Here is an 11,672-nt window from a genome sequence, read left to right as displayed (position 1 = left end):
GGGGGCCCGGCCCCCCGTGGTGCCCGGGCCCCCGGCCGGGGCGCTTACTGTATGGGCCAGCTGGGACGCCCCGGCCACCTGTCCGGCGGCCGGGCCGTCCCGCGGGGAGAGGAGCCTGCCATGTCCGGTCTGGTCAGGAAGAACTTCGACGATCCCGAGGAGATCCGCCCCTTCGAGGAGGGCTCGGGCGAGCTGCGGCTGGTCAACCTGGACGCCGGCCCGGTGGGCCGGGCCGTGTTCCAGCCCGGCTGGCAGTGGTCCAAGCACGTGAAGCCGATCGCCAAGACCGACAGCTGCCAGGCCGCCCACCTCGGCTACGTGGTGTCCGGCCGCATGCGGATCGTCATGGACGACGGCGAACAGGCCGACTTCGGCCCCGGCGACTTCATGATCTGCCCGCCCGGCCACGACGCCTGGATCCTGGGCGAGGACCCCTGCGTGATCGTCGACTGGCAGGGCTTCGCCGACTACGCCAAGCGCTGACCCACCCGGGCTCGCTCGGCGCACGCCTCAGCACACGCCTCAACGCACGCCTCAGCGCACGGCCGGTACGTGCAGCGGGGACCCGTCCGGCGCCGTGCCGTCGGACGAGGCCAGCAGCCGGCCCTGGGCGTCGTAGACCCCGATCGGGTCGGTCGGCACCCGCGGCGCCCCCGGCAGCTTCCGCGGGATCGAGCTGGGACCGGTGAAGTAGAAGGCCGTCCAGCCCTCCATGCCCGGAGTGACGACCAGGGTCGCGGGGACGGGCACGCCTGCCACGAACTTGACGATCTTCGCCGGAGCCGGCCCCAGGTACATGCAGGGCTCGACGTCGCGCTGGAGCGTGGAGCTCATCTGGCAGTAGACGACCGGCCCGTCGTGCGAGAGGTTGTCGCCCGTGGCGTCCCGGCAGACCGGCGCAGCGACGAACTTCCCGTCCGCGTCGGCCAGTTCGTCACAGCGCTCGGTCCTGGTCACCGAGATCCGGAAGTCGGTGGCGACCTGCACCGGCTCCCCCGGGGCGACCTGCTTCACCACCGGGGACGGCAGCTCCACCGGGCCCGCCGCGGCCGTCGGGCCCGGGGTGGCCGGTGCGAGCGTCGGCCCGCCGGCCGACGGGGTCGCCACCGCCGCGCCCGCGGGGCCGGCCGGCCCGGTGTTCCCCGCCGTGACCGCCGCCGTCCCGCAGACGAGGGCCACCGCCAGGACGGCCGCCCCGGTCCCCGCCCTGCGCCTGGCGCGGCGGCGGAGCGCGGCGGCGATGACCGGTGCCGGGTCCGGCCCGGCCGCGTCCGGGTCCTCGTTCCTGAGCAGCTCTCCGAGTCTGTCCTCGAAGCTCATACCGTCACCTCGATGTGCGTCGGGAGGCCCGCCGGTCCGCCGGAGCGGTCGGCGAGTTCGGGCAGTGCGCGCAGCTTCGACAGCGCCCGGTGCAGCGTGCTCTTCACCGTGCCCCGGGCGATGCCCAGTTCGGCCGCGATCGCGCCCTCGGTGAGGTCCCCGTAGTACCGGAGCACGACGACCGCCCGCTCCCTGCGGGTGAGCGTGCCCAGGGCCCGGTTCAGCAGCTCCCGCTGGGCCTGCCGTTCGGCGAGGTCCTCGGCCAGCGGCCGGTCCGGGGTGCGGTCGGTGGGCAGCTCGCGGTTGCGCAGCCGACGCCACCAGTCGCGGTGCTGGTTGACGACGATCCGGCGGACGTACGCGGTGGGGTCGTCGCCGGTGATCCGGTGCCAGTGCAGGTAGGCGCGTTCCAGCGCCGACTGCACGATGTCGTGGGCCCGGTGGGGGTCGCCGGTCAGCAGCTCGGCCAGCCTCAGCAGCTGGCGGCCGTTGCCGGCGACGAACGCGCTGAACTCGGCGTCCTGTCGCTGTCTCTGCTCGCGTTTCACACCCGTCTGACTCCTCGGGCGGACCGCGAGGTTCGGTCCGCCCGGGGAGGAATTCCGGGACGGGTGTGCCCGGGTGGCGCGGATCAGACCGCGCTGCCGGCCTTCCAGTCGGCCCAGGCCATGTTCCAGCCGTTGAGGCCGTTGTCCGGGGCGACCGTCTTGTCGCCGGAGTTCGCGACCTCGACGACGTCGCCGATCATCGAGGACTTGTAGAACTTGTAGCCGTCCGTGCCGCCGTCGGCCGCGCCCTTGGCGTCCTGGAGGCCGACGCAGCCGTGGCTGGTGTTCTGGCCGCCGAAGATCGACGACGGGGACCAGTAGTTGCCGTGGATGAAGGTGCCGGAGGTGGTGAGGCGCTGGGCGTGCGGCACGTCGGCGATGTCGTACTCGCTGCCGAGGTTGACGGTCTGCGAGTTCATCCGGGTCTGCGTGTACTGCTCCGAGATGACCATCTTGCCGCCCCACGTCGTGTGGTCGGGCGCACCGCCGGAGATCTTGTAGACGGCGCTGACCTGGCCGTCCGTGGTGACGGTGAGCTTCTTGGTGGAGAGGTCGGCGACGCTCGTCTGCGCGCGGCCGATGGTGAAGCTCACGTCCTTGGACTGGGTGCCGTACACGCCCTTGGCGCCCTGGACGTCCTTGAGCCGCAGCTGGACGGTCACCTTGGTGCCCTTGGCCCAGTACTCCTGCGGACGGAAGTCGAGGCGGGTGCTGGAGAACCAGTGGCCGACGATCTCGACGCCAGGCGCGGCGACCACGGTGATCGCCTGCTGGACGGCCTTCTTGTCGGTGACCGGCTTGCTGAAGTTGATCGAGACGGGCATGCCGACGCCGACGACCGAGCCGTCCTCGGGGGTGAAGTACCCCACGAAGGTGTTCGCCGGGGTGGCGGTGGTGAAGACGGCGTTGGCGTCCGCCTCCAGCTTGTCCTTGTCGGTGGCGGTGGCGGCGACGGTGTACTTGGTCCCGCTGACCGGCGCGGTGGCGGAGGTCCAGCCGGTGCCGTCGGAGGCGAGCTGGCCGGCCAGCTCCTTGCCGGTGGAGTCGGTGACCTTGACGGTGCCGAGGGTGCCGTTGGCGACGGTGACCTTGACCGGGTCGCTGAAGCTGGCCGCGGTGGTGCCGTCGGCCGGGCTGACGGTGATCACGGCGGTCGAGGTCTTCGGCGCGCCGCTCCCGCCGGAACCCGGGGTGCCGCCCCCGGAGCCGCCGGCACCGCCGGAACCGCCCGCGTCGGCGCTCTTGGTGTCGTTGCAGGCCGCGAGCAGGAGGACGGGTGCCCCGATGAGGCCCGCGAGTACACCGCGCCGGCTCCAGTTGCCCCCGGCCGACCGGCCCTGACCGTCGCGTGCCGTCACGTCGCGTTCTCCCTGCTGATCATCCCGGGCATTACGGATACAGAAACGCAATATGCCCGTTCACGGTTCCACCACCGAAGGGTAAGCGATCCTATGAGATGACCCAGCCGGCCTCCGTGCGGAGCCAAAACGCCCGGCCCCCGCGTGCGCGGGCCGGGCGTTTCCGCAGCCGTGGTCCTCGACGACTACTCGGCGGACTCCTCCACCGCGTACTCGTCCCACTCCTCGTTGTCCGGGTCGAACTCGGTCTGGGCCGACTCCCAGGTCGCCGAGGCGAGCTCGACGCCCGGCACGTCGCCGAGCAGCGCCACCGGGTCGATGAAGTGGGCGAGCGAGCCCGACGGGTCCACCTCGATGGCCTCGACGGACTGCGCGCGCTCCTCGTCGTCGAGGTAGTCGTCGCCGGCCACCTGCTCCAGGGCCGCCGCCTTGAGGGCGCCCTCGTCGGTGATCTCCGCGATCAGTTCGATCTTGAGCCGGACGTAGCGCGGTGCGTCCTGGCCGGTCGTTTCAGTGCTGGTCATGCGTGCGAGCGTACGGGAAGGGCCGGTCCCTCGGAGAAGGACCGGCCCCGACCGCACTCCGCCTGGGCTCCCCCACCCGGGAGCCACGGAGTCGCGCCGACCGGCGCGGTGGCGGCTGCGGGAGCCGCCGCTCACCCTGTCGACCGGCCGGAGCCGGACAGGGGCGGGACGACGGCGCCTCCCGCAGCGGTGCCCCTCCCTCCGCGAAGCGGTCGGGGAGAGCGGACACGGCCGGCCGAGTCAGGGCCGCCCGACGTGTCCGGAGCCGACCGCGACCACCGGGGAGCCGCTCCCGGACGGTCACTGTCGCCTCGCTCGGCTTGTTGCCGTTGACACAACCATGCCGGAGCGTTGTTAACCGCGTGATGCGGGGAGGTGACGCCGGTGTACCACTTCGCCCGTGGACGAATCCTGCACATCCGTCCAGCGGGCGCGGCCCGGTGACCGCGCGTCAGCGCGCCACCGGTGCCCGGGCGCGCCGGAGCGTCAGTGCGCGGCGCGACCGGTCAGGAAGCCGAGCAGGTCCTGCCGGGTGACGATGCCCTGCGGCTTGCCCTCGACCAGCACCACCGCGGCGTCGGCCTTCTCCAGGACGGTCATCAGGTTGGTGACCGTCTCGCCCGAACCGACTACCGGCAGCGGCTTGGACATCACCTTGTCCAGCGCGTCGGTGAGCTCGATCTCCTTCGCGAAGATGCCCTCCAGCAGCAGCTTCTCCACGACCGAGCCGATCACCTCGCCGGCCATGATGTCCGGGTGGCCGGCGCCAGGGGAGACCACCGGCATCTGCGAGACGCCGTACTCGCGCAGCACCCGGACCGCCTCGGCGACCGTCTCGTTCGGGTGCATGTGGACGAACTGCGGGACGCCGCCCTGCTCGATGCTCTCCTTGCGGGCCAGCACCTCGCCGATGTGGGCCTCGTCGGTGGCCGAGGGCAGGAAGCCGTAGTCGGCCATCCAGTCGTCGTTGAAGATCTTCGACAGGTAGCCGCGGCCGCCGTCCGGCAGCAGCACCACGACGACGTCGTCCGGCCCGAGCTTCTTGGCGACCTCCAGTGCGGCGACCACGGCCATGCCGCAGGAGCCGCCGACCAGCAGGCCCTCCTCCTTGGCGAGGCGGCGGGTCATCTGGAAGGAGTCCTTGTCGGACACGGCGACGATCTCGTCCGCGACGCTGCGGTCGTAGGCGGTGGGCCAGAAGTCCTCACCGACGCCCTCGACCAGGTACGGCCGGCCGGTGCCGCCCGAGTAGACCGAGCCCTCCGGGTCGGCGCCGACCACCTTGACCTTGCCGCCGGACACCTCCTTCAGGTAGTTGCCGGTGCCGGAGATGGTGCCGCCGGTGCCGACGCCCGCGACGAAGTGGGTGATCTTCCCGTCGGTCTGCTCCCACAGCTCCGGGCCGGTGGAGTGGTAGTGCGAGGCCGGGTTGTCCGGGTTGGAGTACTGGTCCGGCTTCCAGGCGTTCGGGGTCTCGCGGACCAGGCGGTCGGAGACGTTGTAGTAGGAGTCCGGGTGCTCCGGGGCGACGGCGGTCGGACAGACGACCACCTCGGCGCCGTAGGCGCGCAGGGTGTTGATCTTGTCCGTGGACACCTTGTCGGGGCAGACGAAGATGCACTTGTAGCCCTTCTGCTGGGCCACGATCGCCAGACCGACACCGGTGTTGCCGGAGGTCGGCTCGACGATCGTGCCGCCCGGCTTGAGGGCGCCCGAGGCCTCGGCGGCCTCGATCATGCGCATCGCGATGCGGTCCTTGACCGAGCCGCCGGGGTTGAAGTACTCGACCTTCGCCAGCACCGTCGCGCTGATGCCCTCGGTGACCTTGTTCAGCTTGACCAGCGGCGTGTTGCCGACCAGGTCGATGATCGAGTTGTGGTACCGCACGGGGGTCCTCCCGGTCTATGGGCATGCGAGTGCTTTCGGTAGGGCAAAGCCTAGGCCGTGCCAGGCGCACCGGCCCTCCCCTCGTGCACACCGCCCCCAATGGCCCACCTCCCCTCCCGCCGCCGGCGGCCGCCGCGCCCCCACCGATCGGCCCACGCCGCCGGTAGCCGCACCCCCCAACCGGGTAAGAACGCCGTGCAGACATTTCGTGGCCCCTGGAGGGGGCGGCACGAGGACGCGAAGGGGGCACCGGATGCCAGGGGCACAGGTTTCTCGGGCCCGGGTGGCCCGTCGGATCGCCACCGCCGCGGCGTACGGCGGCGGCGGCCTCGGTCTGCTCGGGGTCGGCCTGGTGGGGCTGCTGCTGACCGAGGGCAGGCTCGCCATCCAGGCCATCGGCATCCTCGAAGGCGACCCGCCGAAGGCCGACGGCGTCTACGGCGAGGCCTTCGCGGACGCCGCCACCGGACCGCAGCCGCCGCTCGTGCTCGCCGTCTTCGGCGACTCCACCGGCGCCGGCCTCGGCGTGCTGCGCTCCCGCGACACCCCGGGGGCGCTGCTCGCGGCCGGTCTCGCCTCGGTCGCCGAGCGCCCGGTCCGGCTGGTGAACGCGGCCCGATCCGGCGGCCGGTCCGCCGATCTCTCGGGCCAGCTGGAGCAGGCGCTGCCGCACCGCCCCGACGTCGCCGTGATCATGGTCGGCGCGAACGACGTGACCCGCCACAGCCCGGCCCAGCTCGCCGTCCGCCAGCTCGGCGAGGCCGTCGCGGCGCTGCGGGCGAACGGCTGCGAGGTGGTGGTCGGCACCTGCCCCGACCTCGGGACGATCAAGCCGGTGCGCCCGCCGCTGCGCTGGGTGGCCCGCCGGCTGAGCCGGCAGCTGGCCGCGGCCCAGACCATCGCCGTGGTGGAGGCGGGCGGCCGGACGGTGTCGCTGGGCTCGCTGCTGGGGCCGGAGTTCGCCGCGCGGCCCGAGATGTTCGCGGCCGACCGCTACCACCCGTCCGCCCAGGGCTACGCGACGGCCGCGATGGCCGTCCTGCCGTCGGTCTGCGCCACGCTGGGCCTGTGGCCGGACGAGGAGCACCCGGCCGGTCCGGGGCGGGCCGAGACGGTGCTGCCGGTGGCGATGGCCGCGGCGGCCGCGGCGGGCCGGGCGGGCACCGAGGTGGCGGCGGTGGAGGCCGAGGGCGCGACCCGCCGGTGGGCGCTGCTGCGCAACCGCCTGCGGGGCGGCCTGCCGGGCGCGTGGGCGGTCGGCGCACCGGGCGCCGGGCTGCCCGGGGAGCCTCCCGCCGCTCCCGGGGACACGTCGGCCAGCTCACACGCCGGTGCTGGTGACGCCTGACCTACCAGGCGGTAACTTTCCTCCCGGACGCCAGTCCGCCGTCAAGCCAGCGAGGAGCCCGTCATGCCCGAAGCCGTCATCGTCAGCGCCACCCGTTCGCCGATCGGCCGGGCGTTCAAGGGCTCGCTCAAGGACGTCCGCCCGGACGACCTGACCGCCCACGTCATCCAGGCCGCGCTGGCCAAGGTGCCGCAGCTGGACCCGCGCGACATCGACGACCTGATGCTCGGCTGCGGCCTGCCCGGCGGCGAGCAGGGCCACAACCTGGCCCGCATCGTGGCCGTCCAGATGGGCATGGACTACCTGCCCGGCGCGACGATCACCCGCTACTGCTCGTCCTCGCTGCAGACCACCCGCATGGCGCTGCACGCGATCAAGGCCGGCGAGGGCGACGTCTTCATCTCGGCGGGCGTCGAGACCGTCTCGCGCAGCGTCAAGGGCACCTCGGACGGCATGCCCGGCACCATGAACCCGCTCTTCGACGAGGCCCAGGCCCGCACCGCCAAGCGCGCCGAGGAGGGTGGCGGCGAGTGGCACGACCCGCGCGAGGACGGTCTGCTGCCGGACGCCTACATCGCGATGGGCCAGACCGCCGAGAACCTGGCCGCGCTCAAGGGCATCACCCGCGCCGAGCAGGACGAGTTCGGCGTGCGCTCGCAGAACCTCGCCGAGGCCGCGATCAAGGCGGGCTTCTGGGAGCGCGAGATCACCCCGGTGACGCTCCCGGACGGCACCGTGGTCAGCACGGACGACGGCCCGCGCGCCGGCGTCACGCTGGAGGGCGTGTCCGGCCTGAAGCCGGTGTTCCGCCCCGACGGCACAGTGACCGCCGGTAACTGCTGCCCGCTGAACGACGGCGCCGCCGCGCTGGTGATCATGTCCGACACCAAGGCCCGCGAACTCGGCATCACCCCGCTCGCCCGCGTCGTCTCCACCGGCGTCAGCGCCCTCTCCCCCGAGATCATGGGCTACGGCCCGGTCGAGGCCTCCAAGCAGGCGCTGCAGCGGGCCGGCCTGAGCATCGGCGACATCGACCTGGTCGAGATCAACGAGGCCTTCGCCGCCCAGGTCATCCCGTCCTACCGGGACCTCGGCATCGACCTGGACCGCCTGAACGTCAACGGCGGCGGGATCGCGGTCGGCCACCCCTTCGGCATGACCGGCGCCCGGATCACCACCACGCTGATCAACTCCCTGCAGTGGCACGACAAGCAGTTCGGCCTGGAGACCATGTGCGTCGGCGGCGGCCAGGGCATGGCGATGGTCATCGAGCGCCTCAGCTGACCCCCGCCGACCTCCAACTGCCGTCCGCCGCACCCCCGGAAGGGTCTGGACCACCCATTTGGAGTGACGCACAGTAATTGAGGGCCGGATCACACCGCGAGGTCGATCCGGCCCTCTTCCGGTTCGTTTCCGACCCGGAGATCGACACTGCGGAGCGGATCAACTCCGCAGCGTAGAACGGTACTACTTAACAATTTGGGGACAAGGGCGAAAGTCCGGGACGAATTAGACATTCGCCACTGCGGTCACACCCCCACATGCGGCAGTGTGGAGAGGTAACCCCGTTCCGCTCCTCGCTAGGAGTACGTTCCGTGAGCGCCGTCTACACCATCCTGCTGCTGATCCTGATCACCGTGTCGGCCGCCGTGCTGATCCACCTGCGCGGGCTCTCCCGCCGGCTGGACGCACAGGCCGCGGCCCAGGCCGCGCCGGCCGCGGTCGACGAGGCCGCGATACGCCGGGCCGTGACCGAGGCGCTCGCCGCCGACCGCGAGCGGGAGATCACCGAGGCCCGGGCGTTCTGGGCCGAGCAGGAGGCCCGCGCGGCCGAGGACGCGCCACTGTTCGACTCGCCCTTCACCGGCGCCTTCTCCGGCACCGACGAGTGGCCGCTCTTCTTCCCCCGCCCCACCGGCCCACAGGACGCCGCCGACAACGCCGGGACGATGGACCCGGAGTTCGGCGAGGCGCTGCGCTCCGCGCTGGAGGACCTGATCACCGAGGGCGGCACCGCCCCGGCCGAGCCCGGCACCGACGGCGGCGCGCCGCTGCGCCCCGGGCACCCGGCCGGCGCCGAGGCCTCCGGTGACGCCCGCGCCCGCCGCGAGGCCGACCTGATCGCCACCGGCCTGGAGGCCGGACTGCTGGACGCCGAACCGGCCGTCGAGGACGCCCCGGTCGCCGCGCCGGACCCCCGCCGCCACCCCTCGCACCCCGACTTCGTGCCCAGCCAGGCGCCGTCCCGCGAGTGGACCGACACCCGGCTGGCCACCCTCGCCGACGAGGGCGTCGCCCTGATCGACGTGCGCCCGGGCCCGCTGGGCACGCTGGACGTGTACGCCTTCGCCGACGGCACCACGCTGTGCGTGGCCCCGGGCGACCGGGAGGCCGCCTACCGGCTGATCGACGCGGTCCGGGCCGGCGAGCACGTCCGGCTGCTGGGGGGCTCGCGCTTCTCCGGCTCGTACTCGCTGACGTTCTCCACCGACGAGGAGGCCGTCTACGTCCTCGCCGACCGGGTGGTCGCCAGCATCTGACACCCGCTCACCGCGCGTCGAAGCACGTCGCCGAAGGCCGCCCGGGTCAGCGGGGTTACCGACCCGGGCGGCCTTCGGCGTTCGCGCGCGCCCGGGAGGCGCCTACGCGCAGAGCGCCGCCGTCTCGCCGACCGCCTCAACCGCCCCGGCCAGCACCTCGGACACCCGCGCGGGGCCGCCGAGTTGCCGCGGCAGCGCCACCTCGGCGTCCTCCGGCAGGGCCGCGAGCGCGAGCGCCAGGTCGTGCCCGGCGACGGCCAGCTGGTCCCCCACCGCGAACGGGCCCGCGTCCGGGAAGTCCCGCTCCGGCCCGCCCTCCGTGGCACCGCCCAGCGCCGCCAGCCGGCGCGCCAGCGCCAGCACGGCCGCCGCCCGCGACGCGTGTCCGGGCACGGCGCCCAGCAGCTTGCTCTGCGGCAGCGAGCGGAAACGATCCGCCAGGGAGTCGACGGCTTCGACCAGGGGCTGTACGTCATGCATACCGAGAAGCCTAGGGCGAAAGACAGGCCCTACGGGCCCCGAACGCCGCCGGGCCCCGGAGCGGTGTGCTCCGGGGCCCGGCGGCAGTGGGTGGCGGGATCCCCCGCCGGGGTCGTCGATCAGTCGTCGCCGCGCAGGATGGCGATCAGGCGCAGCATCTCGACGTAGATCCAGACCAGCGAGAGGGTGAGCCCGAAGGCGGCCCGCCAGGCCTCCTTCTGCGGAGCGCCCTGCGCGATGGCCTCCTCGATGGCCGCGAAGTCCAGCGAGAGGAAGAAGGCGCCGAGGCCGATGCCGATCAGGCCGACCACGATGCCCAGCGGGCCGGAGCGCAGGCCGAGGTCGGCGCCGAAGGCCAGCGCGATCACGTTGACCAGCATGAGCAGCACGAAGCCCATGGCGATCGCGATGCCGATCCGGGTGTACTTCGGGGTGACCCGGATCCTCCCGCTCTTGTAGGCGAACAGCATCGCCGCGAAGACCGCCGCCGTGCCCAGCACCGCCTGGATCGCGATGCCCGGCAACTTGACGTCGAGGGCGTGCGTGACGGCGCCGAGCGCGAAGCCCTCCAGGGCCGCGTACAGCAGGATCAGCGGCGGGCTGACGCTCCGCTTGAAGGAGACGACCAGGCCGACGACCATGGCCACCAGGCTGGCGCCGATCGCGACGCCGAAGTTCTCGAACGGCAGCGCGAACCAGGCCACCGCGCCGGCGGCGACCAGGGTCAGCAGCGTCATGGCGGTGCGCGCGACCACGTCGTCGAGCGTCATCCGCCCGGTGGCCAGCGGGCCGGCGGACGGGCCGTTGTACATCGCGTACAGCTGCTCGTCGCTCAGCGGGGCCTGGCCCGGCTGCTGCTGGGCGTAGGGGCCGCTCGCGTAGGGGTTGTTGCCGTACGGACCCCCGGCCTGCGCGGTGGGCCCGAACCCCGCGTAGCCGGACTCGCGGGTGAAGGAACCCTCCCGCGAGAAGACCGGGTTGCTGCTTCTCATTGCTCATTCCCTCCGTGGCGGCACTGCACCGCCCCGGACCCAGGGTAATGGCTTGGCAAAAATATCGGGATACGCCGCGAGGATGATCCATCGGGAGGACGCTCGGCGGGGACGCCGGCGGCGCCCCCGCGCGTCGAGCGGTGCCCGGAGCCGGACTCGAACCGGCACGGCCTCGCGGCCAAGCAGTTTTAAGCTGCCCGTGTCTGCGTTCCACCATCCGGGCGTCCTGCGAACCACCCCTGAGCCTAGTCGCCTGGCTCACCCTTTCGCATGTTCCCAGCCCGGGAAGTTGTCATGTTTCCTTGCCATCTGACGAACAGTTCGAGATCCGGCCACGGAGCACACCGGTTCAGGCCACCACCCCGCCCTCAGGGTCGGTGTCATACCGCAGGAGGAGGGCGTCGGACACCCGTACGCCCAGGGGCGGTCGGGCCAACCGTCCGGCGGAGCGACGATAGACCATGATCACGCGGCGGAGCATGGAGGTACGAATCCGCTACCCGCAAGGAGCACCCCGTGACCTCGTCGACCGCAACCGCCGTCCGCACCGGCCGGGCGGCCGCCCGCGCCACCGGCCTGAACAAGGTCTACGGGGAGGGCGAGACCCGCGTCGTCGCCCTGGACAACGTCACCGTCGACTTCCCGCAGGGCGAGTTCACCGCCATCATGGGCCCC

Annotated in this window: 11 protein-coding genes, 1 tRNA gene and 1 pseudogene; 5 read left to right on the top strand and 8 right to left on the bottom strand. The window is 72.7% G+C overall.

Annotation, left to right across the window (positions count from 1 at the left end; translation table 11 throughout):
* Positions 1-120: 120 nt before the first annotated feature.
* A complete protein-coding gene (locus ACFV4F_RS40175; protein ID WP_380441546.1) occupies positions 121-483 on the top strand; it encodes a cupin domain-containing protein in 363 nt (120 codons plus the stop codon).
* A gap of 51 nt (positions 484-534) precedes the next feature.
* Here the strand turns inward: ACFV4F_RS40175 and ACFV4F_RS40170 are convergent, their stop codons facing one another.
* The 5 genes from ACFV4F_RS40170 to ACFV4F_RS40150 all read right to left on the bottom strand — a co-directional run bounded on the left by ACFV4F_RS40170 (position 535) and on the right by ACFV4F_RS40150 (position 5,637).
* Positions 535-1,320 carry a hypothetical protein gene (locus tag ACFV4F_RS40170; RefSeq protein WP_380510400.1) on the bottom strand — a complete coding sequence of 262 codons (786 nt, stop codon included), beginning with the start codon at positions 1,318-1,320 and terminating at the stop codon, positions 535-537.
* Positions 1,317-1,868 carry a SigE family RNA polymerase sigma factor gene (locus ACFV4F_RS40165; protein WP_380441542.1) on the bottom strand — a complete coding sequence of 184 codons (552 nt, stop codon included), beginning with the start codon at positions 1,866-1,868 and terminating at the stop codon, positions 1,317-1,319. The genes ACFV4F_RS40170 and ACFV4F_RS40165 overlap by 4 nt, the downstream gene beginning before the upstream one ends.
* A gap of 83 nt (positions 1,869-1,951) precedes the next feature.
* On the bottom strand, positions 1,952-3,226 hold the full coding sequence (locus ACFV4F_RS40160; protein ID WP_380510397.1) for an Ig-like domain-containing protein: 1,275 nt from the start codon (positions 3,224-3,226) through the stop codon (positions 1,952-1,954).
* Positions 3,227-3,411: 185 nt separating this feature from the next.
* Positions 3,412-3,750 (bottom strand): hypothetical protein, encoded by a 339-nt coding sequence (locus ACFV4F_RS40155; protein WP_380441538.1) that lies wholly within the window; start codon positions 3,748-3,750, stop codon positions 3,412-3,414.
* A 486-nt stretch (positions 3,751-4,236) separates the two neighbouring features.
* A complete protein-coding gene (locus ACFV4F_RS40150) occupies positions 4,237-5,637 on the bottom strand; it encodes a cystathionine beta-synthase (RefSeq protein WP_380497195.1) in 1,401 nt (466 codons plus the stop codon).
* 253 nt (positions 5,638-5,890) lie between these two features.
* On the opposite strand from ACFV4F_RS40150, the gene ACFV4F_RS40145 reads away from it, so the two are divergent.
* The 3 genes from ACFV4F_RS40145 (at position 5,891) to ACFV4F_RS40135 (ending at position 9,525) form a co-directional block, all read left to right on the top strand.
* The gene (locus ACFV4F_RS40145; protein ID WP_380441534.1) at positions 5,891-6,985 is read left to right on the top strand and encodes an SGNH/GDSL hydrolase family protein; all 1,095 of its coding nucleotides are present in this window, start codon (positions 5,891-5,893) and stop codon (positions 6,983-6,985) included.
* A gap of 63 nt (positions 6,986-7,048) precedes the next feature.
* Positions 7,049-8,269, top strand: coding sequence for an acetyl-CoA C-acetyltransferase (locus ACFV4F_RS40140; RefSeq protein WP_380441532.1), 1,221 nt, complete (start codon positions 7,049-7,051; stop codon positions 8,267-8,269).
* A 311-nt stretch (positions 8,270-8,580) separates the two neighbouring features.
* Positions 8,581-9,525, top strand: coding sequence for a hypothetical protein (locus ACFV4F_RS40135; RefSeq protein ID WP_380441530.1), 945 nt, complete (start codon positions 8,581-8,583; stop codon positions 9,523-9,525).
* 102 nt (positions 9,526-9,627) lie between these two features.
* Here the strand turns inward: ACFV4F_RS40135 and ACFV4F_RS40130 are convergent, their stop codons facing one another.
* From ACFV4F_RS40130 to ACFV4F_RS40120, 3 genes are all read right to left on the bottom strand, one after another.
* Complete coding sequence (locus ACFV4F_RS40130) at positions 9,628-10,005, bottom strand: hypothetical protein (protein ID WP_380510394.1); 378 nt, start codon at positions 10,003-10,005, stop codon at positions 9,628-9,630.
* Positions 10,006-10,124: 119 nt separating this feature from the next.
* Positions 10,125-10,997, bottom strand: coding sequence for a Bax inhibitor-1/YccA family protein (locus ACFV4F_RS40125; RefSeq protein ID WP_380441527.1), 873 nt, complete (start codon positions 10,995-10,997; stop codon positions 10,125-10,127).
* Positions 10,998-11,138: 141 nt separating this feature from the next.
* A tRNA-Leu gene (locus tag ACFV4F_RS40120) sits at positions 11,139-11,220 on the bottom strand.
* 293 nt (positions 11,221-11,513) lie between these two features.
* Here ACFV4F_RS40120 and ACFV4F_RS40115 point away from each other — a divergent pair.
* Positions 11,514-11,672: pseudogene (locus ACFV4F_RS40115) on the top strand (ABC transporter ATP-binding protein); the annotation flags it as partial.

Source organism: Kitasatospora sp. NPDC059722 (assembly GCF_042733235.1).
In the GTDB taxonomy this organism is placed as follows: Bacteria; Actinomycetota; Actinomycetes; order Streptomycetales; family Streptomycetaceae; genus Kitasatospora.
Note: the sequence above shows the minus strand (reverse complement) of the source record. Positions and strands in the feature narration are given on the sequence as shown.